The organism is Streptomyces sp. 2-1 (genome assembly GCF_048564895.1).
Classification (GTDB): domain Bacteria; phylum Actinomycetota; class Actinomycetes; order Streptomycetales; family Streptomycetaceae; genus Streptomyces; species Streptomyces phaeochromogenes.
Genome location: NZ_CP183383.1, coordinates 1136030 through 1160940, shown reverse-complemented (window position 1 = coordinate 1160940; position 24911 = coordinate 1136030). Strand labels below are relative to the sequence as shown.

25 protein-coding genes are annotated in these 24911 nt (G+C 70.2%); 15 read left to right on the top strand and 10 right to left on the bottom strand.

Going from position 1 to position 24911, the window contains the following annotated elements:
* Window positions 1-63 precede the first annotated feature (63 nt).
* Window positions 64-1596, bottom strand: a complete 1533-nt coding sequence (locus ACN20J_RS05280; RefSeq protein ID WP_190228394.1) for an SDR family oxidoreductase — start codon at window positions 1594-1596, stop codon at window positions 64-66.
* Window positions 1597-1759: 163 nt separating this feature from the next.
* Here ACN20J_RS05280 and ACN20J_RS05275 point away from each other — a divergent pair, with 163 nt between their 5' ends.
* A complete protein-coding gene (locus tag ACN20J_RS05275) occupies window positions 1760-1948 on the top strand; it encodes a hypothetical protein (protein WP_189839042.1) in 189 nt (62 codons plus the stop codon).
* Between the two features lie 48 nt (window positions 1949-1996).
* Here ACN20J_RS05275 and ACN20J_RS05270 read toward each other — a convergent pair whose 3' ends face one another.
* Window positions 1997-2917, bottom strand: a complete 921-nt coding sequence (locus ACN20J_RS05270; RefSeq protein WP_190228393.1) for a LysR family transcriptional regulator — start codon at window positions 2915-2917, stop codon at window positions 1997-1999.
* Between the two features lie 137 nt (window positions 2918-3054).
* On the opposite strand from ACN20J_RS05270, the gene ACN20J_RS05265 reads away from it, so the two are divergent.
* The 8 genes from ACN20J_RS05265 to ACN20J_RS05230 all read left to right on the top strand — a co-directional run bounded on the left by ACN20J_RS05265 (window position 3055) and on the right by ACN20J_RS05230 (window position 9972).
* On the top strand, window positions 3055-3138 hold the full coding sequence (locus ACN20J_RS05265) for a putative leader peptide (protein WP_359844138.1): 84 nt from the start codon (window positions 3055-3057) through the stop codon (window positions 3136-3138).
* 152 nt (window positions 3139-3290) lie between these two features.
* Complete coding sequence (gene sfnG / locus ACN20J_RS05260; RefSeq protein ID WP_190228392.1) at window positions 3291-4427, top strand: dimethylsulfone monooxygenase SfnG; 1137 nt, start codon at window positions 3291-3293, stop codon at window positions 4425-4427.
* Window positions 4428-4483: 56 nt separating this feature from the next.
* The gene (gene ssuE / locus ACN20J_RS05255; protein ID WP_190228391.1) at window positions 4484-5038 is read left to right on the top strand and encodes an NADPH-dependent FMN reductase; all 555 of its coding nucleotides are present in this window, start codon (window positions 4484-4486) and stop codon (window positions 5036-5038) included.
* Window positions 5039-5040: 2 nt separating this feature from the next.
* Window positions 5041-6225, top strand: a complete 1185-nt coding sequence (locus ACN20J_RS05250; protein ID WP_190228390.1) for an SfnB family sulfur acquisition oxidoreductase — start codon at window positions 5041-5043, stop codon at window positions 6223-6225.
* Window positions 6226-6268: 43 nt separating this feature from the next.
* Window positions 6269-7414 carry an LLM class flavin-dependent oxidoreductase gene (locus ACN20J_RS05245; protein WP_190228389.1) on the top strand — a complete coding sequence of 382 codons (1146 nt, stop codon included), beginning with the start codon at window positions 6269-6271 and terminating at the stop codon, window positions 7412-7414.
* A 142-nt stretch (window positions 7415-7556) separates the two neighbouring features.
* Window positions 7557-8273: a DNA polymerase beta superfamily protein gene (locus tag ACN20J_RS05240; protein ID WP_246575056.1), complete on the top strand. Its 717-nt coding sequence runs from the start codon at window positions 7557-7559 to the stop codon at window positions 8271-8273.
* A 92-nt stretch (window positions 8274-8365) separates the two neighbouring features.
* Window positions 8366-8719 carry a YciI family protein gene (locus tag ACN20J_RS05235; RefSeq protein WP_055610444.1) on the top strand — a complete coding sequence of 118 codons (354 nt, stop codon included), beginning with the start codon at window positions 8366-8368 and terminating at the stop codon, window positions 8717-8719.
* A gap of 56 nt (window positions 8720-8775) precedes the next feature.
* Window positions 8776-9972: an RNA polymerase sigma factor gene (locus ACN20J_RS05230; protein ID WP_190228387.1), complete on the top strand. Its 1197-nt coding sequence runs from the start codon at window positions 8776-8778 to the stop codon at window positions 9970-9972.
* Between the two features lie 50 nt (window positions 9973-10022).
* On the opposite strand, the gene urtE is transcribed toward ACN20J_RS05230, so the two are convergent.
* The 6 genes from urtE to ACN20J_RS05200 all read right to left on the bottom strand — a co-directional run bounded on the left by urtE (window position 10023) and on the right by ACN20J_RS05200 (window position 16296).
* On the bottom strand, window positions 10023-10718 hold the full coding sequence (gene urtE / locus ACN20J_RS05225; RefSeq protein ID WP_190228386.1) for an urea ABC transporter ATP-binding subunit UrtE: 696 nt from the start codon (window positions 10716-10718) through the stop codon (window positions 10023-10025).
* A 7-nt stretch (window positions 10719-10725) separates the two neighbouring features.
* Window positions 10726-11550: an urea ABC transporter ATP-binding protein UrtD gene (gene urtD / locus ACN20J_RS05220; protein WP_190228385.1), complete on the bottom strand. Its 825-nt coding sequence runs from the start codon at window positions 11548-11550 to the stop codon at window positions 10726-10728.
* Window positions 11551-11569: 19 nt separating this feature from the next.
* A complete protein-coding gene (gene urtC / locus ACN20J_RS05215) occupies window positions 11570-12697 on the bottom strand; it encodes an urea ABC transporter permease subunit UrtC (protein ID WP_190228384.1) in 1128 nt (375 codons plus the stop codon).
* Complete coding sequence (gene urtB / locus ACN20J_RS05210; protein ID WP_055610439.1) at window positions 12694-13590, bottom strand: urea ABC transporter permease subunit UrtB; 897 nt, start codon at window positions 13588-13590, stop codon at window positions 12694-12696. Before urtB ends, urtC begins: the two co-directional genes overlap by 4 nt.
* 72 nt (window positions 13591-13662) lie before the next feature.
* Window positions 13663-14886, bottom strand: coding sequence for an urea ABC transporter substrate-binding protein (gene urtA / locus ACN20J_RS05205; protein WP_189839235.1), 1224 nt, complete (start codon window positions 14884-14886; stop codon window positions 13663-13665).
* A gap of 297 nt (window positions 14887-15183) precedes the next feature.
* Window positions 15184-16296: a substrate-binding domain-containing protein gene (locus ACN20J_RS05200; protein ID WP_419665350.1), complete on the bottom strand. Its 1113-nt coding sequence runs from the start codon at window positions 16294-16296 to the stop codon at window positions 15184-15186.
* 204 nt (window positions 16297-16500) lie between these two features.
* Here ACN20J_RS05200 and ACN20J_RS05195 point away from each other — a divergent pair, with 204 nt between their 5' ends.
* The 4 genes from ACN20J_RS05195 (at window position 16501) to ACN20J_RS05180 (ending at window position 21087) form a co-directional block, all read left to right on the top strand.
* A complete protein-coding gene (locus tag ACN20J_RS05195) occupies window positions 16501-16947 on the top strand; it encodes a MarR family winged helix-turn-helix transcriptional regulator (protein ID WP_419665349.1) in 447 nt (148 codons plus the stop codon).
* A 137-nt stretch (window positions 16948-17084) separates the two neighbouring features.
* Window positions 17085-18464 (top strand): aldehyde dehydrogenase family protein, encoded by a 1380-nt coding sequence (locus tag ACN20J_RS05190; protein WP_419665348.1) that lies wholly within the window; start codon window positions 17085-17087, stop codon window positions 18462-18464.
* A 196-nt stretch (window positions 18465-18660) separates the two neighbouring features.
* Window positions 18661-19545: a glycoside hydrolase family 19 protein gene (locus tag ACN20J_RS05185; RefSeq protein ID WP_189839054.1), complete on the top strand. Its 885-nt coding sequence runs from the start codon at window positions 18661-18663 to the stop codon at window positions 19543-19545.
* A gap of 177 nt (window positions 19546-19722) precedes the next feature.
* A complete protein-coding gene (locus ACN20J_RS05180; RefSeq protein WP_361995805.1) occupies window positions 19723-21087 on the top strand; it encodes a phospholipase in 1365 nt (454 codons plus the stop codon).
* On the opposite strand, the gene ACN20J_RS05175 is transcribed toward ACN20J_RS05180, so the two are convergent.
* Entirely contained in the window at window positions 21075-22100 is a 1026-nt protein-coding gene (locus tag ACN20J_RS05175; protein ID WP_419665347.1) for a helix-turn-helix transcriptional regulator, read from the bottom strand. The two genes, ACN20J_RS05180 and ACN20J_RS05175, sit on opposite strands and share 13 nt — an antisense overlap.
* Before the next feature lie 102 nt (window positions 22101-22202).
* Between ACN20J_RS05175 and ACN20J_RS05170 the strand changes: the two genes are divergently transcribed.
* Together ACN20J_RS05170 and ACN20J_RS05165 are read left to right on the top strand one after the other, a co-directional pair.
* The gene (locus ACN20J_RS05170; protein WP_361898870.1) at window positions 22203-22781 is read left to right on the top strand and encodes a DinB family protein; all 579 of its coding nucleotides are present in this window, start codon (window positions 22203-22205) and stop codon (window positions 22779-22781) included.
* Between the two features lie 171 nt (window positions 22782-22952).
* Window positions 22953-24050: a winged helix DNA-binding domain-containing protein gene (locus ACN20J_RS05165; RefSeq protein WP_419665346.1), complete on the top strand. Its 1098-nt coding sequence runs from the start codon at window positions 22953-22955 to the stop codon at window positions 24048-24050.
* Between the two features lie 98 nt (window positions 24051-24148).
* Here the strand turns inward: ACN20J_RS05165 and ACN20J_RS05160 are convergent, their stop codons facing one another.
* Entirely contained in the window at window positions 24149-24859 is a 711-nt protein-coding gene (locus tag ACN20J_RS05160; RefSeq protein WP_055618039.1) for a dienelactone hydrolase family protein, read from the bottom strand.
* Window positions 24860-24911: the final 52 nt, after the last annotated feature.

Genomic DNA, 24911 nt, shown 5'->3' with positions numbered 1-24911 from the left:
AGGGGCGTCGGGCCGGGCGAGGGGGCGGGACGGGAACAGGCATCGGGCGTCGGGCACCGAGCATCAGTCACCGGGTGAGCCGAGCCGAGCCGCCGCAACGGCATCCGCCTTGGCCGCAGTCCGCGCGATGTTGCGGGCCATACCGCCGAACACGACCGCGTGGAACGGCGACACGCTCCACCAGTAGGCGTGGCCGAGCAGCCCGTGGGGATGGAAGAGCGCACGCTGGCGGTAGCGGACGCCGCCGTCCTCGTCCGTGTCGACGCACATCTCCAGCCACGCGAGGCCCGGCAGTCGCATCTCGGCGCGCAGCCGCAGCAGGTGCCCGCGTTCGATCTCCTCGACGCGCCAGAAGTCGAGCGAGTCGCCGACCCGCAGGTGTGCCGCGTCCCGGCGCCCTCGGCGCAGGCCCACCCCGCCGACCAGCCGGTCCAGCCAGCCGCGCACAGCCCAGGCGAGAGGGAAGGAGTACCAGCCGTTGTCACCGCCGATGCCCTCGATCACCCGCCACAGAGCTTCGGGCGCGGCGTCGACCTTCAGCTCGCGCCGGTCCGTGTAGAGGCTGCCGCCCGCCCAGTCCGGGTCGGTGGGCAGCGGGTCACTCGGGGCACCCGGCACCGAGGCGGACGACCAGCGTGTGGCGACTCGCGCCTCCCGGACGCGTCGCAGGGCCAGCCGCACCGACTCCTCGAAGCCGATCGGCCCATCCGGCGGGTCGGGCACAAAGCTCGCGATGTCGTGCTCGTGGCAGACGACCTCGTGGCGCAGGGACTCGGTGAGCGGGCGCGCGATGGAGTTCGGCACGGGCGTGACCAGTCCGACCCAGTGACTGGAGAGCCGGGGCGTCAGCACCGGCACCGGCACGATCAGCCGGCGCGGCAGACCCGCGACCACCGCATACCTGACCATCATCTCCCGGTACGTCAGGATCTCCGGGCCGCCGATGTCGAAGGCCCGGCTGACGTCGTCCGGCATCCGCGCGGCGCCCACCAGCGTGCGCAGCACGTCCCGTACCGCGATGGGCTGGATCCGCGTACGGACCCAGCTCGGAGTGACCATCACCGGCAGCCGCTCGGTGAGATAGCGCAGCATCTCGAAGGAGGCCGAACCCGAACCGATGATGACCGCCGCGCGCAGCACGGTCGTCGGCACACCGGAGTCCAGCAGGACGCGGCCGACCTCGGCCCGGGACCGCAGATGCGGCGACAGTTCCTCCTCCGGCACCCCGGCGGGGGTGAGTCCGCCCAGGTAGACGATCCGGCGTACGCCCGCCGCGAGGGCCCGCTCCCCGAAGGTGCGCGCCGCCCTGCGGTCGGTCTCCTCGAAGCCCTTGCCCGTGCCGAGCGCGTGCACCAGGTAGTACGCGACGTCGATGTCCTTCATCGCCCCGGCGACGGACTCGGGGTCCGTGACGTCGCCGCGCACCACCTCGACGTCAGCCGCCCACTCGTGGTCGCGGAGGGCGCCGGGGGAGCGGGCCATGCAGCGCACCCGGTGGCCCGCGGCGAGGAGCTCCGGGACGAGCCGGCCGCCGATGTACCCCGTCGCGCCCGTCACCAGGCACCGCAGTCCGCCTTCGGAGACGTCACCGCTCATGAGCTCTCAGCCTTCCGTTTCGGTGTCCCCCTGCTGATCACTTCCCTCGTGAAGGCCTCGACGGATGCGCCGGCCGGGGCACTGCGGCCATCCGGGTCACGGAGGTCGGCACATGTTTTCGCAGATCGGGGGCAGACGGCGTCCAGAAGAGAGTCGTTGGTCGATGCTGGAGGTGGCTGCCGTCATGAGCGCCAAGGTGCTGGAGCGGTTTCCCGCGGGAGCCCCGCGCGGTTCGTGGCCCGCGGAGGAGTACGCGGCACGGCGTCGTGCCGAGGGTGAGCCCGCAGCGGTCGTGATGGACCTGGAGTCGGACGCCTTCCTCGTGGTGGTCCCGGCGCTCGACGAGGACTGATCCGACAGGGGTGGGCGCCGTCTCGGGGCGAGCCCGGCCGGCGCCGCGTCACGGCCGGCCGGTCACCGTTCCCCCGAGTGCCGCAGCCCGGTGCACGAAGGCCTCGTGCAGATCGTGGGCGGCCCGCGGCACCGAGTCGGCCTTGCGCCGCTGCAGCATCAACAGCACCCGCGTCGAGTCGTCGGCCAGCGGACGGCAGACGATCGAGCCCTGCCGCTCCAGCGGATCGTCGATCACGCTGAAGTCGGGCAGCACCGTGGCCCCCAGCCCTTCCGCCACCATCAGCTTGCCCATCTCCGCGCCGTCGGTGGAGTAGGAGAAGGACGGCTCACGGTCGCCCAACAGCCGGTGGACGTAGCGGTGCATCACATAGCCGGAGCGCATCGCGATGAGCGGTTCGGCGAGCAGGTCGGACACGGACACCACCGGGAGCGACGCCAGCGGACTGTCCGGCCGCACGCACACCACCGGCCGCCCGCGCAGCAGCTCCGTGGAGTCGAAGTCGGCGGCCACGTCGTCACCCTCCAGGTGATTCACCAGACCGAGGTCGAAGCCGCCCTCCAACAGCGTCCGGTGGATCTCCGACTGCTGGGCGCCGACGACCTCCACCTGCGTCGCCGGATGCGTGGCGCGGAACTCCCGTACGGCCGGAATGAGCAGCGGGACCGTCGCAGCGTTCACCGTGCCGACGCGCACCATGCGACTGATGCGGTGCTGCTCGCCCGCGGCGCCCCGCAGCCGGTCCACCGCGTCGAGGACGTTGATGATGTGCGGCAGCAGCTCCCGCCCCTCCGCGCTCATCTTCGCGCCGGACCGCTTGCGCTCCAGGAGATCGACCCCGAGTTCCCGCTCCAGATTCCGCACCGTCTCGCTCAACGCGGGCTGGGAGAGGCGGAGTTCCTCGGCCGCGCGGCGCAGCGAACCGAGCCGGGTGACCGCCGTGATGTATTCCAGCTGCTCTATTCGCACCCCAGCAGAATGTGGTGCGCGCACCACCCTGTTCAAGGGCTGCCCTGTCACACCTTCGTGAAATTCGCCGGTCCGCGATGCGAGACCGATCGGGTATTCCTTGACGGTCCGGACCGACGGCTGTCACGATCGAGAACATGATGATGCGACTGGACCTCACGCGGCGACGCCATGTCGACCTTGCGCGTGTCTCCAGCGCCGCCTGTTGCTCCGCGGCCTGATCCACCGGATCCGCTGCGCCTCTCACCCCCCTCTTCTTCCGACGCCCACGGCTGCCGTAAAGCCGTGAGTCGCTTTCCGCCGCCCGAATTCGGCAATCCACCGCCTCTCGCCGAATTCGGCGTGCCTGAATTCCCCGCAACAGGAGTTCCACATGCCTGCCGAAAACCCGTCCGCAGACCCCGTCCGCTTCGCCTACTGGGTGCCCAATGTCAGCGGCGGCCTGGTCACCAGCAAGATCGAGCAGCGCACCGACTGGGGCTACGAGTACAACCGCAAGCTCGCCGTTCTCGCCGAGAACAACGGCTTCGACTACGCCCTCAGCCAGGTCCGCTACATGGCCAGCTACGGCGCCGAGTTCCAGCACGAGTCGACCAGCTTCAGCCTCGCCCTGCTGCTCGCCACCCAGCGCCTGAAGGTCATCGCCGCCGTCCACCCTGGCCTCTGGCACCCGGGCGTCCTCGCCAAACTCGGCGCCACCGCCGACCACTTGTCGAACGGCCGCTTCGCGGTCAACGTCGTATCCGGCTGGTTCAAGGGCGAGTTCACCGCCCTCGGCGAGCCGTGGCTGGAGCACGACGAGCGCTACCGCCGCTCCGAGGAGTTCATCCAGGCCCTGCGCCAGATCTGGACCGAGGACCACACCGAACTCGCCGGTGACTTCTACCGGTTGCGCGACTTCTCCCTCAAGCCCAAGCCCCTCAACACCGTCGAGCGCCCGCACCCCGAGATCTTCCAGGGCGGCAACTCCACCGCCGCCCGCGCCATGGCCGGCCGGGTCTCCGACTGGTACTTCTCCAACGGCAAGGACTTCGACGGGGTCGTCGAACAGCTCGCGGACGTAAGGGCATCGGCGGCCCAAGTCGGCCGCACCGCACCGAAGTTCGGCCTCAACGGATTCCTGATCGCCCGCGACACCGAGGCCGAGGCCCGCGAGACCCTCCGCGAGATCGTCGCCCACGCCGACCGCGAGGCCGTCGAGGGATTCGGCGCCGCCGTGAAACAGGCCGGACAGTCCGCCGCGGACGGCAAGGGCATGTGGCAGGACTCCTCCTTCGAGGACCTCGTCCAGTACAACGACGGCTTCCGTACGGGTCTGATCGGCACCCCGGAGCAGATCGCCGAGCGGATCGTCGCCTACAAGCGCCTCGGCGTCGACCTCCTGCTTCTCGGCTTCCTCCACTACCACGAGGAGGTCGAGTACTTCGGCCGCCGCGTGCTGCCCCTCGTACGCGAACTGGAAGCCCAACTCCCGGACACCGAGCCCGAGTCCACGCCCGTCCACGCCTGACCGCCCGCCCCGGTCGCCTCCCGCACGGAGGCATCCCCCGTCCCGAAAGAGGACCCATGGCCACCGTCCTGTCCGTCTCCGGCAGTCCCTCAGCCTCCTCCCGCACCAACCGACTCCTGCGCCACCTGGACAACCGGCTGACCGCGCAGGGCCACGAGGTGATCCCGCTCGACGTCCGTACGATCCCCGCCGAGGCCCTGCTCGGCGCCGACTTCAGGCATCCGGCGATCGTCGAGGCCACCGCGCTCTTCGACCGCGTCGACGGAATCGTCATCGGCACCCCCGTCTACAAGGCCGCCTACTCCGGCGTCCTCAAGGCGCTGCTCGACCTGCTCCCGCAGTACGCCCTCACCGGCAAGACCGTGCTGCCCCTGGCCACCGGTGGCACCACCGCACATGTGCTGGCCATCGACTACGCCCTGCGTCCGGTGCTCAGCTCCATGGGCGCCCGGCACATCGTCCAGGGCTGGTTCACCCTCGACAAGGACATCGCGGTGGGCGAGGACGGCGGACTCACCGTGGCACCCGCTGCCGCCGAGGCACTGACCCAGGTGCTCGACCAGTTCTCCGAGGCCCTGGGCCGTACGCCGATCCTGGCCGCGGCGAGCTGACCATGTCGGCCAAGACCATCGCCGGTGATGCCGAGGCCCTGACCGTCGCCGCCGCACTGGCCGACGAGTTCCGGGCCGAGGCCTCCCGGCGGGACGCCGAACGCAGGCTCCCCCGCGAGGAGTTGGACCGGCTCTCCGACTCCGGCCTGCTCGCCGTCACCGTGCCCGCCGAGCACGGTGGCGCCGACGTACGGCAGGAGACTCTCGCCGAGATCTTCCGGCTCCTCGCCTCGGCCGACGCCAGCCTCGCCCAGATCCCGCAGAGCCATTTCGTGTACGTCAATGTGATCCGCCGTCAGGGAACACCGGAGCAGCGGAAGTTCTTCTTCGGGGAGGTGCTGGCCGGGCGTCGCTTCGGCAACGCCCAGTCGGAGGCCGGCACGAAGCACGTCCAGGACATCCGCACCCGATTGGAGCGCGCCGCGGATGGTTCGTACATCCTCACCGGGGTCAAGCACTACTCCACGGGCGCCCTCTTCGCCGACTGGATTCCGGTGCTCGCCCGCACCGAGGACGACAACCTGCACGTCGCGTACGTACCCCGGGGCGCCGAAGGCCTCACGGTCGTCGACGACTGGGACGGCATGGGCCAGCGCACCACCGCCAGCGGCACCGTCAGGCTCGACGCCGTGCCCGTGCCCGCCGACCGGGTCCTTCCGCACCACCTCACCTTCCAGGGCCCCCAACTCCATGGTGCGGTGGCCCAGTTGCTGCACGCCGCCATCGACGCCGGGATCGCGGCGGGCGCACTCGCCGAGGCCGCGGAGTTCGTCCGCACGAAGAGCCGCCCGTGGTTCGAGAGCGGTGTCGAGACCGCCGCCGAGGATCCGCTGCTCATCCAGCGCTTCGGGGAGCTGGCCATTGAGGTGCGGGCCACCGAGGCGCTGCTCGGCGCGGCGGCCCGAGCGGTCGACACGGCCAGAGCCGACCTGACCGAAGCCTCGGCGGCCGAGGCGTCCATCGCCGTGGCCGCGGCGAAGGCGCACGCCGCGAGCACCGCCGTCGAGGTGTCGGGCGCGCTCTTCGAGGTGTCCGGCACCCGGTCCGCCCTCAACTCCCTCAATCTGCACCGGCATTGGCGCGACGCCCGCACCCACACACTGCACGACCCGGCCCGCTGGAAGATCCAGCACATCGGCCGGTACGTACTGAACGGCACGCTGCCTCCACGGCACGGACTGCTCTGAGACCGAACCCCACCAGCACCCGCCCCGATCGGAGAACGGACCCGTGTCCCTCACCTTCCACTGGTTCCTGCCCACCAACGGCGACAGCCGTCATGTCGTCGGCGGCGGCCACGGCACCCCGGCCACGGTGTCCGGCCGGGACCGGCCGCCGACGGTCGCCTACCTCAGCCAGATCGCCCGCGCCGCCGAGGACCTGGGCTTCGTCGGCGCGCTCACGCCCACCGGCGCCTGGTGCGAGGACGCCTGGCTGACCACCGCGATGGTCAGCCAGAACACCGAGCGGCTGAAGTTCCTGGTCGCCTTCCGGCCGGGCTTCGTCTCCCCGACGCTCGCCGCGCAGATGGCGTCCACCTTCCAGCGCCAGTCCGGCGGACGGCTCCTCCTCAACGTCGTCACCGGCGGCGAGAGCCACGAGCAGCGCGCCTACGGCGACTTCCTCGACAAGGACGCCCGCTACCGCCGTACCGGCGAGTTCCTGCAGATCGTCCGGGACCTGTGGGAGGGCAAGACCGTCGACCTGTCCGGCGAGTTCCTCCAGGTCGAGGACGCCAGGCTCGCCCGCGTCCCCGACCCGGTCCCCGAGGTGTACTTCGGCGGATCCTCGCCCATCGCGGGCGAGGTCGCGGCCAAGCACGTGGACGTGTACCTCACGTGGGGCGAACCGCCCGCGCAGGTCGCCGAGAAGATCGCGTGGGTCCGTGCGCTGGCGGAGAAGGAGGGCCGCAGCGTCCGGTTCGGCATCCGGCTGCACGTCATCACCCGCGACACCTCCGAGCAGGCCTGGGCCGAGGCGGACCGGCTGCTGGCCGGATTCGACCCGGAGACCGTGAAGTCCGTACAGGCCGGTCTCGCCCGCAGCGAGTCCGAGGGCCAGCAGCGGATGCTCGCCCTGCACGGCGGCGGCAACCGCGACGGCCTGGAGATCCACCCCAACCTCTGGGCCGGCATCGGTCTCGTGCGCGGCGGCGCAGGCACCGCCCTGGTCGGCAGCCACGACGAGGTCGCCGAACGGATCAAGGAGTACCAGGCCATCGGCATCGAGGAGTTCGTCCTCTCCGGCTATCCGCACCTGGAGGAGGCGTACTGGTTCGGCGAGGGCGTCCTGCCCCGGCTCGCCGCGCAGGGCCTGTGGCGGCACCCGTTCGCCGAGCGGTCGGCCCCCGCGGCGCAGGTGCCGTTCGCGAGCTGAGGATCCGGGGGCGCGGCCCCTGCTCGTCCCCGGAAAACCGCTGTACTCCGACGCCTCCCAGGTGATGACCTTGACGCGGGCCCGACAGAAACCGGCTGCCCGGCCCGTACAAGGGAACTCACACAAACAAGGGGGGACGGCTGTGACGACCTCGAACATCCTGCTGTCCGGCATCGTCGGATCCACCGCCTACGGCCTGGCCCACGAGGGCTCGGACGTGGACCGACTCGGCATGTTCGCCGCCCCCACCGACGACCTCCACGGCCTGCACCCGCCGAAGGAGTCCCACGTCACGACCAAGCCCGACAGCACCCTCCATGAAGCGGCCAAGTGGTGCCGACTCGCCCTGCGCGGCAATCCGACGGTCACCGAACTGGTGTGGCTTCCCGACGAGTTGTACGAGGTCCGCACTCCGCTGGGTGACGAACTCATCGGCATCCGCACGACGTTGCTGTCAGCGAAGCGCGTCCGCGATGCCTATCTCGGGTACGCCACCCAGCAGTTCAAGCGCCTCTACGACCGTGGCGACAGCTCCCTCTCCGCGGACACCCGCGAACGCACGGCCAAGCACGCCCGGCATCTGCGCCGCCTGTGCCACCAGGGCTTCGAGCTGTACGCCACCGGCCGCGTGAGCATCCGCGTCGAGAACCCGGAGGAGTACCACCGCTTCGGCGAACAGGTGGCAGCCGACGCCATGGCCGCGCTGCCGCTGCTCCAGCACTACGAGTCGGCCTTCGACGAGACCCGCAGCGCCCTGCCGGAGCAGCCGGACGAGGCGCCCGTCGAGGCGTGGCTGCGCCGGGTCCGGGCCCACCACTACACGCCGGACTCCACGCCGGCGCGTGCGTCCGGGCGGTGACCGGAAAAATCTTCCGCGGATGTCGTGGCGTGTGTCGATCCGGCGGTTCCCCCTTCGTGTAGTCAGTGAGAGACCACCAAGGAGGACACGTCATGAAGCACTACCTGTTGAGCGTGATGCAGCCGGTGGGGGAGCCGCCCGAGCCCGAGGTCCTGGAAGGGATCATGCGCGACCTCGATGTCTTCCACGCCGAGCTGAAGGCGGCCGGCGCGTGGGTGTTCGCCGGGGGGCTGCACGGGCCCGAGACGGCCACCGTGCTGCGGGCCGACAAGGGGGACGTACTGATCACCGACGGTCCGTACACCGAGAGCAAGGAGTATCTCGGCGGGATCTGTCTCATCAAGGCACCCGACCTCGACGCGGCGCTCGAATGGGGCCGCAAGGCGACTCTGGCGACCACGCTCCCCATCGAGGTGCGGCCCTTCATGGGCGAGGCCGAGGGCTGAGGGCAGGGGAGCGAGAACAGGGCGAGTGGGGAGCCGGGAGTGAGGGCTGAGGACCGATGACCGCGAAGGCCGGCATCGAGGCCGTCTTCCGCGCGGAGTACGGCCGCGCGGTCGCCGTCCTCGTCCGCTTCCTCGGCGACATCGACCTCGCCGAGGAAGCGGTCCAGGACGCGTTCGCCACGGCCGTGCGGAAGTGGCCGGAGACGGGGATCCCGCCCAGCCCGGCCGGGTGGATCATCACCACCGCCCGGAACCGGGCCGTCGACCGGCTGCGCCGCGAGTCCACGCGTGAGGCCCGGCACGCCGAGGCGGCCCAGCTGTACGCCCCCGACGCACCGCCCGAGGAGGGCCCCGTGCGCGACGACCGGCTCCGCCTGATCTTCACCTGCTGCCACCCCGCGCTCGCCACCCAGGCCCAGGTCGCTCTCACCCTGCGACTCCTTGGCGGGCTCACCACGCCACAGATCGCGCGCGCCTTCCTCGTACCCGAGCCCACCATGGCCCAACGCCTGGTCAGGGCCAAGGCCAAGATCCGCGACGCCCGCATCCCGTACCGCGTCCCGCGAGACGCCGACCTTCCGGACCGGGTCAGGGGCGTGCTGGCCGTCGTCTACCTCATCTTCAACGAGGGATACGGGGGCCGGGAGGACCTGTGCGCGGAGGCCGTACGCCTCGGCCGTGTCCTCGCCGAGCTGATGCCGGACGAGCCGGAGGTCCTCGGGCTGCTCGCGCTGATGCTCCTGATCGAGGCACGCCGCCCGGCCCGGGAGACCCCCGACGGAGACCTGGTCCTCCTCGCCGACCAGGACCGCAGCCTCTGGGACCGCGACCTGATCGCCGAGGGACAGTCCCTCGTACGCCGCTGCCTGCGCCGCAACCAGCCCGGCCCCTACCAGATCCAGGCCGCGATCAACGCCGTACACAGCGACGCGCCCACCGCGGACGCCACCGACTGGGGCCAGATCCTCGCGCTCTACGACCAGTTGATGGCCCTCGCCCCGAACCCGGTCGTCGCCCTCAACCGCGCGGTGGCGGTCGCCGAGACCGAGGGCCCGCGCACGGCCCTCGCCCTCGTCGACACCCTCGACCTCGACGGCTACCACGCCTTCCACGCCGTACGAGCCGAACTGCTGCGGCGCCTCGGGCGACCGACGGAAGCGGCAGCGGCGTACGAGGCGGCCGTCGCCCTCACCGAGAACCCGGCCGAGCGCGCCCACCTGGAGCGCCGCAGGACGGAACTCCAGGTGGAGTGAATCCGTGCAGCAGCCCTGGAGAAGGCTTGGGGGAATCCTGATGCGAACCGCTACACGCTCAGCGCCTCGCGCACCGACCGCTCCGCCTCCTGCCCGCCTTCGCCGAACGACGTGACGCGGCCGGCCTCCAGGACGTAGTAGCGCTGCGCCGCCCGCATCGCGAAGCCGACGTGCTGCTCGACGAGGAGCACCGAGAGTCCGCCGCGGGCGGCCAGCGCGAGGATCGTCTCCTCGATCTCGGCCACGACAGAGGGCTGGATGCCCTCGGTCGGCTCGTCGAGGAGGAGTATCCGAGGCTCCGTCACCAGAGCCCGGGCGATGGCCAGTTGCTGCCGCTGACCGCCGGAGAGCAGTCCTGCCCGCCGCCCCGACAGAGTCCTCAGCGCGGGGAACAGGTCGAGCGCCTCGTCGATCGCCGCCCTGCCGCGCTTGCGGCCGTCCGCGACCAGCTGGAGGTTCTCCGCCGTCGTGAGATGCGGGAAGGCCTGCTGGCCCTGCGGCACGTACGCCATGCCGCGCGCCACGCGTTCGTGCGGCTTGCGACGGGTGATGTCCTCGCCGTCGAGACGGATCGCTCCGCTCGACGGGGTGAGCAGCCCCACGGCCGCCCGCAGCAGCGTGCTCTTGCCCGCGCCGTTGTGCCCGAGCACCGCGGCGACCCCGTCGTCCGGCACCTCCACGGAGACTCCGTGCAGGACGAGACTGCGGTGGTAGCCGACCCGGATGTCGTCGATCTCCAGCTTCATGTCCGCCTCACGCCTCCTGTTCCTGTACGACCGGACTCGGCGCCGCGCCGGCCGCGGGCTCGGGCTCTTCAGGCAGCATCAACTCGGCGTCCTGGACCGCCGCGTGCCCGAGGTACACCTCCTGCACCTTGGGATCGGCCTGCACCTCGGCCACCGTCCCCTCGCTCAGCACCTTGCCCGCGTGCAGCACACTGACGCTGCGCGCGAAGGACCGCATGAAGTCCATGTCGTGCTCGATGACGACCACGGTCCGCTCCTCGCTGATGCGTTCCAACAGCTCACCCGTGGCCTGCCGTTCGTCGTGGCTCATCCCGGCGACCGGTTCGTCGAGCAGCAGCAGCCGCACGTCCTGGACGAGCAGCATGCCGATCTCCAGCCACTGCTTCTGCCCGTGCGCGAGCGTCCCGGCGGGGGAGTCGGCCAGCTCCGCGAGCCCGACCGTCTCCAGCGCACGTGCGACGGGCTCCGGCACGCCCTTGCGGCGCCGCAGCATCGTCAGCAAGCCGCGTCCGGCACCGGCCGCGATGTCCAGGTTCTGAAGGACCGTCAACTCCTCGAAGACGGTGGCCGTTTGGAACGTGCGGCCGATCCCCGACCGGGCGATGGTGTGCACGCTCCGCCCCAGCAGCTCCGTGCCGCCGAAGAGCACGGAGCCCTCGGCCTTCACGAGGCCCGTGACGGCGTCGACGAGTGTGGTCTTGCCCGCGCCGTTGGGGCCGATCAGGAAGCGCAGATCGCCCGGCCGTACGTCGAGGTCCACACCGTCGACCGCGGTGAACCCGTCGAAGGACACCCGCAGTCGGCGTATCTCAAGACTCGAGAGTTCACTCATGCTGCGTCTCCAAGAGCACTCATGCTGCTTCTCCAAGAGGAAGGGCGGGCGTCTTCTCCCCGGTCCCGTCGCCGGCCGCGTCGCCGGTCGCGCGCGAGGACCTGCGCCGCCGTACGATCCCCACCAGCGAGGCGAGACCACCCGGCAGGAACGCCAGGGCCACGATGAACAGCAGCCCCTGGAAGTACGTCCAGGCCGCCGGGAACTCCTCCGACAGGGCCGTCTTCGCCCAGGCCACCCCGACCGCGCCGAGCACCGCACCGACCAGGCTCGCCCGGCCGCCGACCGCGGCACCGATGACGAACTCGATCGACGGCACGATGCCGATCATCGCGGGGGAGATGATGCCGACCGCGGGCACGAACAGCGCGCCCGCGAGCCCGGCCATGCCGGCCGCCACGACGTACGCGACGAGCTTCACGTTCGCCGGGTTGTACCCGAGGAAGCGCACCCGCTCCTCCGAGTCCCGTACGGCGACGAGGAGTTCGCCGTAGCGGCTGTGGATCAGCTGCCGGGCGAGGGCGATCAGCAGCAACAGAGCGGCGGCGATGATGAAGTACACCATCCGCTGGTTGACCGGGTCGTTGAGGTCGTAGCCGAAGAAGCCCTGGATGTCGGTGAGTCCGTTGGTCCCGCCGGTCGTGGCCTGCTGGCCGATCAGCCAGATCGCGAAGGCCGCGGCGAGCGCCTGGCTGAGGATCGCGAAGTACGCGCCCTTCACCCGGCGGCGGAAGATGAACGAGCCCAGGATCGCGGCCACGGCCATCGGCAGCAGCACGGTCGCGGCGAGCGCGAAGAGCGGGTTCTCGAACGGCCGCCACCACCAGGGGAGTTCGGTGGCCGTGCCGTAAAGCTGCATGAAGTCGGGAAGGTTGCCAGGACCCGCGTCGGCGATCTTCAGATGCATCGCCATGGCGTAGCCGCCGAGCCCGAAGAACACACCCTGCCCGAGCGTGAGCAGTCCGCCGCGGCCCCAGGCCAGACAGATGCCGACGGCGACCATCGCGGTGCACAGGTACTTGGCGAGCAGCCCGAGCCGGAAGTCGGAGAGCGCCAGCGGGGCTACGGCGAACAGGGCGAGCGCGGCCGCGGCGAATCCGCCCCAGGCGCGCGCCGACCGGCCTTTGAGCCGAGTCTGCAGGGTCATACGAGACTCCTCGTACGCAGCGTGTACAGCCCCTGGGGCCGCCACTGGAGGAACGCGACGATGGCCACGAGGACGAGCACCTTCGCGACGCTGACGGTGGTGGAGTATTCGAGGACGGACTGCAGGACGCCGAGGACGAAGGCGACGATGACCGTTCCCTTGAGCTGTCCGATGCCGCCGACCACGATCACCAGGAACGCGTCGATGATGATGTTGGTGCCCATCGTGGGACCGATCGGGCCGACCAGCGTCAGCGCGACACCGGCCACACCCGCGAGCCCCGACCCGATGAAGAAGGCGGTCCGGTCGACCCGTGAGGTGGAGATGCCGGACACCTCGGCGAGATCCCGGTTCTGCACGACCCCGCGGATCCGGCGGCCGAGCGGAGTCAGCCGCAGCGTCAGCGACAGCGCGACCACGGCCGCGATCGCCAACCCCAGAATGAACAGACGGCTGTTGGCGAAGGTCAGCGGATCGTCGCCGCCGATGACCGTGATGTTCCCGGTGAGCAGATCGGGCGCGCGGGTCTGCACGTTCGGTGCGCCGAAGATGTCCCGGGCCGCCTGCTGGAGCATCAGCGAGACACCCCAGGTGACGAGAAGCGTGTCGAGGGGCCGTAGATACAGACGGCGGATGAGCACCCACTCGAGGAGCGCGCCGAGCGCACCGGCGACGAGGAAGGCGACCGGCAGCGCGACGAGCAGCGAGAGGCCCGCGCTGGAGATGGACTTCTGGAGGACGTATGTGGTGTAGGCGCCGGCCATGATGAACTCGCCGTGGGCCATGTTGATGACGTTCATCTGGCCGAAGGTGAGCGAGAGACCGAGCGCGATGAGCAGCAGGACGGCACCGATGCTGATACCGGTGAAGGTCTGACCGAGGATCACGGTCATACGGCGGCTCCGGGGAGGCGGGACGCGGGGCCGGCCCTCTCTTCAGAAGGCCGGCCCGCACGTGACGGTCGGTCAGGAGAGGCCGGAGGCCCAGTCGTAGCCCTTCAGGTACGGGTCCGGCTTGATCGCCTTGCCGGAGTCCCACACCTGCTCGATCAGCCCGTCGGTGCCGATCTTCCCGATCCGGGCGGTCTTGTAGATGTGCTGGCTCGCGCCGTCCACGGTGACCTCGCCCTCGGGAGCGTCGAAGGTGATGCCGTCGGAGGCCGCCTTCACCTTCTCCGGGTCGAAGGACTTGGCCTTCTCGACCATCGCCTTCCACAGGTAGACCGAGGTGTACGCGGCCTCCATCGGGTCACTGGTCGGCTTGTCCTGGCCGTACTTGGCCTTGTACGCCTTCACGAACTTGGTGTTCGCCTCGCCCGCGGTCGTCTGGTAGTAGTTCCAGGCCGTCAACTGGCCCGCCAGATACTGCGATCCGATCGACTTGACCTCTTCCTCGGCGATCGACACCGAGACCACCGGCATGCTCTTGGCGGTCAGGCCGGCCGACTTGTACTCCTTGAAGAAGGCCACGTTCGAGTCGCCGTTGAGGGTGTTGAACACCGCGTCGGCCTTCGCGGCCTTCACCTTGTTGGCGATGGTGCTGAACTCGGTGGAACCAAGCGGCGCGTAGTCCTCGCCGAGCACCTTCATGCCATTGGCCTTCGCGTACGCCTTGATGATCTTGTTGGCGGTGCGCGGGAAGACATAGTCGCTGCCGACGAGGTAAATGCTCTTCTTGCCCTGGCTCTTGAGGTAGTCGAGTGCCGGGACGATCTGCTGGTTGGTGGTGGCACCCGTGTAGAAGATGTACGGGGACTCCTCAAGTCCCTCGTACTGCACGGGATAGAACAGCAGGGACTTGTTCTTCTCGAAGACGGGCTTCACGGCCTTGCGGCTCGCGGAGGTCCAGCAGCCGAAGGTGGCCGTGACCCGGTCCTCCTTGATGAGTTTGTTCGCCTTCTCGGCGAACGTCGGCCAGTCGGAGGCGCCGTCCTCACTGATCGGCTTGACCTTCTTGCCGAGCACTCCGCCCGAGGCATTGATCTCGTCGATCGCCAGCTTCAGCGAGTCGCGTACGGTCACCTCGCTGATCGCCATGGTGCCGGAGAGCGAGTTGAGCAGGCCGACCTTGACCGTGTCGCCGCTCGTGTCGGCCTTGGCCGCCGCGTCGGACGAGCCGCCCGCCGAGTCGGTCTTGGCGCCGCACGCGGAGAGTACGACGACGGCGGTGAGCGCGGCGGCGCCCGCCATCACCCGGCGTCGGGAAGGACCGGACCCCTTGAAACCCCTGAAACGGCTGAAGTCGCTGGAACCGCTGGACAAAAGAACCCCCTCGGGCTGGGAGGACAACCTCCTCCTGAAGTGCGGTCCACAGCCTCAAGTCACCCTGTTTCCACGGTGTTTCGCGGTACTTTCCCGGCGGTATCTTCCGGCTCTCACCGGGAAACAAAAAATGCCCGGGGCGGAATTCTTCGCATGAATTCACAGTTCGCCCGAGGCATTCTAATTACTTCCTGCGGGAAGTATCTTCGCGGATGCGCGGACATGTCAAGGCCGGGTTTCGTGAAGATCCAGCTGGGCCACGACGTCGAAGTCCACGCCGTCCGCCCGGGCCAGGTAGATGCGCTGGCGCACATGACTGCCGCGCAGATGCAGCAGCCCGCGCGGCCCCTCGTACGAGACGGTGTCCGCCGCCGCGCCGATCGCGGAGACGTCCAGGGTCCTGGCCCGGTCGATGAGCGCGGCCAGCAACAGGACGCCCTCGTAACACGATTCGCCGAGGCTGCCGAGGACCGGTGCCTCGACTCCGTACCGTCCGGCGTACTGGCCGTGGAAGTCGAGGGTGTCCTGGTTGGCGAGGGAAGCGAAGAAGCCCGCCGTGCTGTAGAGGCCGGCGGTGGCTGTGGGGCCGCTCGCCATCAGCATGTTCTCGTCCATCAGGGTGCTCAGCCGAAGGCACCGCTCGTCGAGGCCCGAGGCGGCGAACGCCCGGTTGAACCGGACCGCGTCGCTGCCCACGAGTAGCATCAGTACGGCGTCCGCCTCCGACCGCTCGATCCGCCGCAGCACTCCGTCGAAGTCGTGGGTGCCCAGCGGCAGATAGGCCTCCGCGCAGATACCGCCGCCCGACTCGCGCGCGTAATGGTGTGCCGCCCGGGCCGTACGGCGGGGCCACACATAGTCGTTGCCCACGACGAACCACCGGCGCACCCGGTGCTCACGGGTCAACAGGCGCATGGCGGGCCGCAGTTGGTCGTTCGGGGTCTCGCTCGTCAGGAACACCCCGGCCGTGTCCTCGCCGCCCTCGTACAGCGCCGTATACACGTACGGCACGCGGTGCGCGATCCGTGGTGCCAGCTGCTGTCGTACGGAGGAGATGTGCCAGCCGGTGACGCCCTGCACGATGCCGAGGTCGACCAGTGCCTCGACGTTCTCGGCGATGCGGTGCGGTTCGGCGCCGCCGTCGACCGGCAGTAGCCGCAGCTCCTTGCCGAGCACCCCGCCCGAGCGGTTGACCTCTTCCGCGGCGAGGCGCGCGCACAACTCGCACGTGGGCCCGAAGATCCCTGCGGCGCCCTGCATGGGGAAGACCAGCGCCACGCTGACGACCGAGTCGTCTGCCGTGAACCAGTCGAGCGGAGGCGGGTCGAGCCGGACCATGGGGGCATGATTCCGGGAACACCCGGTGAACTCCAATCCGTCTCGGGGTACGGTCCGCGCCCGCGGCGGCAGAGACCTGGGGCCCGACGGATGTGCGGCGGCCGGGGCCTGCCACGCGGTGCGCGCGTGCGGCGGCAGATGTGGGAGATCCCTGTGGGAAGCGGGACTTGTACGATGTGCTGACCCCCGGGAGCGAGGAGAAGGATGCCGACCCCACCTCCGCGTCGGTCTCAGGACCTCACGCACCTCTTGACGCGGGCCGAACGACTGGCGGCGCGCCGGCTCCAGGCCGCCCTGGACGAGCACGGCTGCTCGCTCGACGCCTGGCGTGTGCTCTCCCTGCTCTCCGACGGCGAGGGTCACCCGATGGCGGCGGTCGCCGAGGCGGCCTTCCTGCCGCCCCCGACCCTCACCAAACTGGTCGACCAGCTCGTCGACCAGAACCTCGTCTACCGACGCGTCGATCCCCTGGACCGGCGCCGCATCCTCGCCCACCTCACCCCGCGCGGCGAGGACCACTGGCGGCGCGTCGACCGCGAGGTCCGTGTCCAGTGGCCCGTCCTGAGCGACGGCGACGACGAACTGCTGCGGGGGCTCCTGCACCGGCTGGCGGACACGCTCGACGGGGCGGCGGCCGAGACCTCCGTGTAGGTGTAGGTGTAGGCCGCCGGAGGGCCTCGCCGCGAGTGGCCGTTGCGCCCTCGGTGTGATCTGTGACGCTCATGACCAGTTGCTTCGCGTGCTGCGGAATCATGATGCCGTATAAATGGTTGCCATATACATCGAGCTTGCCGCTCGACCCCACCGCACGCGGGCCACCGGCCCACTCCGACCAGCGAGGCACCGTGAACCAGCCCACCCCCGAGCAGCCCGCCGACGTCGTGGCCCGGCTGCGCGCCACCTTCCGCTCCGGCCGCACCAAGCCCGTCGTATGGCGCACCACCCAGCTGCGCCGCCTGCGCGAGCTGCTCACCGTGCACGGCGAGGAGCTGGCCGCGGCCCTCCACGCCGACCTGGGCAAGAGCTCCACCGAGGCGTTCCGTACGGAGATCAACTTCGTCGTGCGGGAGATCGACCACACCCTGGAGCACCTCGACGCGTGGCTGCGCCCCGAGTCCGCCCCCGTTCCCGCGCACCTCGGCGAGGACGCCACGGCCTGGACGCAGTACGACCCCCTCGGCGTCGTCCTGGTCATCGCGCCCTGGAACTATCCGGCGCAGCTCCTGCTCGCGCCGATGCTCGGTGCGCTCGCCGCCGGCAACGCGGTCGTCGTCAAGCCCAGCGAGCTGGCCCCGGCCACCTCCGCCTTCATGGCCCGGCGTCTGCCGGAGTACCTCGACACAAGCGCGGTCGCCGTCGTCGAGGGCGGCATCCCCGAGACCACGGCCCTGCTCGCCGAGCGCTTCGACCACATCTTCTACACCGGCAACGGCACCGTCGGGCGCATCGTCATGACCGCCGCCGCCCAGCACCTCACCCCCGTCACCCTCGAACTCGGCGGCAAGTCCCCGGCGTTCGTCGACCGCGACGCCGACCTGACCGTCGTCGCCGACCGCCTCGCCCGCGGCAAGTTCCTCAACGCCGGGCAGACCTGCGTCGCCCCCGACTACGTACTCACCGACCCGGAGACGGCCCGCGCCCTGGAACCGGCCCTGGCCAAGGCCGTCGAGGGCCTGTACGGAACCGACGCCGCCACCTCCACCGAGTACGGCCGGATCATCAACGAGCGGCACTTCGACCGCCTCAGCGGGCTGCTCGACTCCGGCCGTGTCGTCGTGGGCGGTGTCAGTGACCGCGCGACCAAGTACATCGCGCCGACCGTTCTGGCCGACGTGGACCCCGATTCGCCGGTGATGGGCGAGGAGATCTTCGGCCCGGTCCTGCCGATCGTGACCGTGCCAGGACTCGACGAGGCCGTCGAATTCATCAACGACCGAGACAAGCCCCTGGCTCTGTACGTCTTCACCGAGTCCGACGTCACGCGCGAGCGGCTGGCCGCCGAGACGTCCTCCGGCGGCCTCGGCTTCGGCCTGCCGCTCGCCCATCTCACCGTCTCCGACCTGCCGTTCGGCGGCGTCGGCGAGAGCGGCATGGGCAACTACCACGGCCGCTACTCCATCGAGACGTTCAGCCACCGCAAGGCGGTGCTGGAGAAGCCGCTGGGCTGAATCGGCGCGGCCGCGGGGCGGGTTGACTGGTCTACACCCTTGACTGGTCCAGACCAAGGGAGTTGAGTGTTCATCCTCACCCCCCACCACGGCCGCCCCGTACGCCGTGGCCGGTCACACCGGCCTGCGCGCACAAGGTTCCGCTTCGCTGTGCCCGCGTACGGGCGTGGCCGTGCTCCGTGAAGGAGTTGGTCCTGTGTCGAGGCGTCGTATCTCCGCGTTCGTGGCCGCGCTCATGCTCGCAAGCGCCGCGCCGGTGCTCCTGCCGGCGTCGAGCGCGTCCGCGGCGGCCTGTTCGAGCTACCCGAGCTGGGTGGCCGGCAAGTCCTACGTCACCGGCAACATCGTCCGCTACACCGACGGCAAGGCCTACATAGCCGAGCACGACAACCCGGGCTACGACCCCACCATCAGCACCTGGTACTGGGAGCCGTACGCCTGTGACGGAGGCACCAACCCCTCCGGCTTCGTCGTGAGCGAGGCTCAGTTCAACCAGATGTTCCCGGGCCGGAACTCGTTCTACACGTACAGCGGGCTGAAGGCCGCGTTGAGTGCCTACCCGGGCTTCGCGAACACCGGCAGCGACACGGTGAAGAAGCAGGAGGCCGCCGCCTTCCTCGCCAACGTCAGCCACGAGACCGGCGGGTTGGTCCACATCGTCGAGCAGAACACCGCCAACTACCCCCACTACTGCGACTGGGGCCAGCCGTACGGCTGCCCGGCCGGCCAGGCCGCCTACTACGGGCGCGGACCGATCCAGCTCAGCTGGAACTTCAACTACAAGGCCGCGGGCGACGCGCTGGGCATCGATCTCCTGGGCAACCCCTGGCTCGTGCAGAACGACGCCGCCGTGGCCTGGAAGACCGGCCTCTGGTACTGGAACACGCAGAACGGCCCCGGCACCATGACCCCGCACAACGCCATGGTCAACCAGGCCGGCTTCGGCCAGACGATCCGCTCCATCAACGGCTCGCTGGAGTGCGACGGCAAGAACCCCGCCCAGGTGCAGAGCCGGGTGAACAACTACCAGCGGTTCACCCAGATCCTCGGCACGACGCCGGGCAACAACCTGTACTGCTGAGGTACCGCCCGGGTATCCCCGGCGGCCGTGGGGCGGCGGCTCGATGTCGCCGCCCTGTCCGGCCGGTCTGGCTATTGACCAGTACATACCAAGCCGATTGAGTGTCCCGCGCAGACCCCCCATTCCCGGCTGCCGTTTTCCGGCGCCGTCGCGCTGCTGAAAGGGACCCCTACCGACATGCGGATGCATCGCCCCCTGCTCGCCCTCACCGCCGCCGGAGCGGCACTCACCTCCGTCCTGGCCGCTCCCGCCCACTCGGCGGCGGTCCCGACAGGGGGAGTGTTCTACGTGCAGAGCGCTGTCACCGGCCTGAATGCCGCGGACAGCGGGGGAGCGGTCGTCCAGCGCAACCCCAAGGGCAACGAGGACCGGCAGCAGTGGACGCTCAGGTCGAGCGGTGCCTCGTACGTGCTGGAGAGCACCGACACGGCGGGCAGTTGCCTCGGCCGCTCCGGTGGTCAGGCGAGAACCGTGGCGTGTACGAGCGGCGACGCCCCGTGGGAGATCACGGCGACGGGGACCGACCAGTACCGGCTCAAAGTCCCGGGCGCCGACCAGTACTTGACGGTCGCCGCGAAGCCGTCCGGCTCCAACTACCCCGCCCAGCTGACCCTGGGCGCGGCGGGGAACCTGTCCTCCTGGTACCTGACTCCCACGACGTCCCCGACCTCTCCGATGCCGTCCCCGGACCAACGCACCCTGGACCAGGTCACGTTCCTCACGTCCCACAACGCCTACGCGAACGGCGTCGACGGCGGATTCGCGCCACCCTTCGTCAACCTCGTCCCGAACCAGAGCCGGGGAATCAACCAGCAACTCACCGACGGCGTACGCGGTTTCATGCTGGACATCCACCAGACCTCCGACGGCGCGATCCTCTGCCACAACAGCTGCACCCTCGTCAGCCGGCCGGTCGCGCTGTGGGTCGACATCCAGCGCATGGTCGACTACCTGAGGGCGAACCCGAACGAGTTCGTCACCGTCTTCCTGGAGGACTACGTCGACCCGGGCGTCCTGCGCAGCGAACTGGCCCGCGTCAACGGCCTGTCCGACGTGCTGTACCGCCCCGACCAGACCGGCGTCCGCGCCAACGGCTGGCCGAAGATGTCGGAACTCATCGCCGCCAACGACCGGCTGCTCATCTTCACCGACCACAGCCGCTCCGCCGACCAGTCCGCCGGCCTCACCCGCGACAGCTTCGGCGTGATGTACCAGCGCGAGTGGACCGTCGAGAACTACTGGTCCATGGGCTCCGGGCTCGGCGGCTCCGACTGGTCCTGCTACAGCCGCTGGTACGACGCCAACTCCAACGTGCCCCTCACCTCCACGGCACCGCCGTTCCGGCCGCTCTTCGTCATGAACCACTTCCGTGACGCCGCGATCGCCTCCACGGCCACCACCGACAACACCAAACTCACCGACCGGGCCCAGCGGTTCTGCCAGCCCGCCGCCCGCAAGAAGCCCAACTTCCTTGCCGTGGACCGGTACGACCTCGGTAACCCGGCGGCGGCGGTGTCGACGCTCAACGGCTACACGTACTGACTCTTCTCGCCGAGTGGGCCCGTCGCCGCGTTCGCGTAGCGGCGGGCCAACTGCCCGAAGGCGTCCCGGAGTTCGGCCGGTCCGACGACCTCGATGTCGGCGTCGAACCTCCCGATGTCGGCGGCCAGGCCCGCCCACGACCACGAACCCAGGACGAGCCGGCAGCGGTCCGGGCCGAGTTCCTCGACGACTCCGTCGCGGGAGTAGCGGGACACCTCTGCGGCGGGGAGCCCGAGGATCACCTCGCCGCGGCAGGGCCATTCACCGGAGCCGCGGGACCCGTCGGAACCCCGGAACCGGCCGGCCACAAAGGCGGCCACATCGCCTCCGGGCAGCTCGCGCGGCGTGAACCGGGGCCCGGTAGGCACGCGCGGAGTGATCCGGTCGGCGCGGAAGGTGCGCCAGTCCTCGCGGTCGAGGTCCCAGGCGACCAGATACCAGCGCCCGCCCCAGGTGACGAGGCGATGGGGCTGCACCCGGCGCGGTGCGGCCATGGCGGGATCGTCGTCACCGGCTCCAGGCGGGGAGGCGTAGTCGAAGCGCAGCACCTCGCGGGCGTGGACGGCGGCGCCGAGTGCCATGAGTACGCCACTGTCGACCTGCGACTCCGGGCGCGTCGTCGCGGATCGCCCCACGGCGGTGACCTGGAGCATGTCGATCCGGCGGCGCAACCGCGACGGCATGACCTGCCGGACGGTGGTCAGCGCACGCGCCGCGGCCTCCTCGATGCCGGCGCCGGTGGTCGTGGCGATCTGGAGCGCGACGGCGAGGGCCACGGCCTGCTCGTCGTCGAACAGGAGCGGCGGCAGCTCGGTTCCGGCGTCGAGCCGGTAGCCACCCTCGGGCCCCTTGAAGGCCACGATGGGATAGCCGAGCTCGCGCAGCCGGTCGACATCGCGCCGCACGGTACGCGGACTGATGTCGAGCCGTTCCGCCAGCAGCGCCCCCGGCCAGTCCCGGCGCGCCTGGAGCAGCGAGAGCAGGGACAGCAGTCGGGCTGATGTCTTCGGCATGACACCCATACTGCCCCGAGTAGAGGACGCTCCCTGACCGCTTCTCCTGCGACTGTCGTTCTCGTACTGAACACCGAGAACGAGGCAGAAGGACCGATCACTGTGACCGCCATGACCACGCCCCCTTCCACTCCCGACGCCGAGCGGGCCGACCTGATCGCCGCGCTCGCGACCGCCCGGGCAGCCCTGACCAACACAGTGCGCGGGCTCAGCGACGAGCAGGCCGGTGAGCGCCCGACCGCCAGCGCGCTGTGTCTGGGCGGACTGATCAAGCACGTCGCCTCCATCGAGGAGGGATGGCTGCGCTTCGTGGTCGACGGCCCGTCGGCGCTGCGCCACGACCTGCCCGACGGCGTCACCTGGGCCGACATCGCGGCCGGTACCGCACGCGAGTTCCCGCAGTGGATGATCGACCACCAGAACGACTTCCTGATGCTGCCCGGCGAGACGCTGGCCGGGATCGTGGAGCGCTACGAACAGGTCGCCGCCCACAGCGAGAAGGTCATCCTCTCCCTGCCCGACCTCTCGGTGACGCATCCGCTGCCGGAGGCGCCCTGGCACGAGCTGGGAGCCGTGCGCAGTGTGCGCCGGGTGCTGACGCACGTCATCGCCGAAACCGCCCAGCACGCCGGGCACGCGGACATCCTGCGCGAGACGCTCGACGGGCAGAAGTCGACCTGACCCCGATGGATCCCGACCGGGTCGGGCCACCGCCCGACCCGGTCCCGACCTCGGAATCCTGCACGTATTCGACGTGCGTATTCGAAGCCGGTATCCGAAGCCCGTACCCGAAGCCCGTTTTTGAAGGGAAGAGCGCACCATGAGGTTCGGACAGGCCGCAGGGGTGACCCGATGACCGTTCTCGACGCCCGGGCGCTCAACAGGGCAACGCTCGCACGGCAGTTGCTGCTCGACCGCGCCGACCTGCCGGTGCTGGACGCCGTCGCGCACCTCGGCGGTGTGCAGGCGCAGGAACCGCAGGAGCCGTTCATCGGGCTCTGGTCGCGGCTGCGCGCGTTCGACCCGGCGGTGCTTTCCGACCTGCTGACCGGGCGGAGCGTGGTGCGCACCCATCTGATGCGCCGAACCGTCCACCTCGTCACCGCCGACGACGCCCTGGCCTGGCGGGCCCGCCACGACGCCATGCTGCGCCAACGGGTCCTCGGGGTCTACCGCAACGAACTCGCCGGAGTGGATCTCGACGAACTCGCCGCAGCGGGCCGGGCCGTCATGGCCGACGGCGAGCCCCGCTCGATGAGCGAACTCGCGCGAGCCCTCGCCGACCGCTGGCCGAAGCCGGGATCACGGCCACTGGGCGAAATGCTGGTCTCCGCCCTCATCCCGATGGTGCAACTGCCCCCGCGCGGACTGTGGCGCACCCGGGCGGGAGTACGCAACGCCCCGATCTCCTCCTGGCTCGGGCGCGAGGTCGACCCGCCGGCCCAGGACGGCTCCGATCCTGTGGGCCGGCAGCTGGTGCGGCGCTATCTGGCCGCGTTCGGCCCCGCCGCCTCGGCCGACCTGCGCGCCTGGTGCGGCCTCGCCGGACTGCCGGCCGCGATCACCGCCGTGCGCGAGGAGTTGGTGAGCTTCCGCGACGAGCGGGGCCGGGAACTGCTGGACCTTCCCGACGCACCGCGCCCCGACCCCGAAACCCCCGCCCCGGCGCGGTTCCTGCCCGCGTTCGACAACGCGATCCTCGGCTACCACGACCGCGGCCGGATCATCGACGATGCCCACCGCGGCCTGTCGGTCGCCGGCGCTCGCGTCGTTCTCGTCGACGGCCGGGTCTCCGCGACCTGGCAAGTTGAGGCGGACACCGTGCTGGTCGCCCCGCTGCGCCGCCTCTCCCGTGCCGAACGCACCGATGTGGCGGAGCAGGGGCGGGAGTTGGCCGGGTTCCTCTCCGACGGCGACAGCCACCGCGTACGGATCGCCGCGTCCTCCTGAGGAACGACAGGAGAGACAGGCGCGCCGGGAGCGCCCCACCCGTGAGTGACGCGGGTCCTCGCGACCCGCGTCACGGCACTGCCGTGCCGCCGCTCCGGTCAGCCCAGCTGTGCGTGCAGGAAGTCCACCGTGCTTCGCCAGGCCAGGGCCGACGACTCGGGCTCGTGGACCTCGGGGCGGCCGTCGTTGAAGAAGGCGTGGTCGGCGGGGTAGACGCGGAAGTCCGGGGTGATGCCGGACTGCTCGCGGATCGTGTCGCGGAGCGGGGCGAGGGAGTCGACGGGAATGGCCGAGTCGCGCTCGCCGTAGTGCCCGAGGATCTGCGCCTTGAGGCCGGAGAAGTCGGGAGTCTCGCCCTGGATGACGCCGTAGAAGGGGACAGCGGCGTGGACGCGCGGGTCGGTGGCGGCCTGGTAGAGGACGAAACCGCCGCCCATGCAGAAGCCGACCGAGCCGACGGTCTCGGAGGTGACCTCGGGCATCGCGAGCAGATGGTCGACGGCACCGGAGAGCAGCTCGACGCCACGCGCCACGGGCAGGTCCTGCATCATGCGGTACGCCTCGGCGCTGTCGTGGGCGACATTGCCGCCGTACAGGTCGGGAGCCAGCGCCACGAAGCCCTCCTTCGCCAGGCGCTCGGTGACGTCCGCGATGTGGTCGGTGAGACCCCACCACTCCTGGATCACGATGACGCCGGGCCCCTGTCCGGAGGGCGGCAGCGCCAGATAGCCGTGCGCGGTGGTGCCGCCGCTCGGGAACGTGACGTTCTGGTGGGCGGGGGCTCCGGTCGACCTGGGCGTCTCGGACATGGTGTGTCACTCCTGTCGCTTGATCTTGACTCCAGCATGCAGGAGGCGGGTA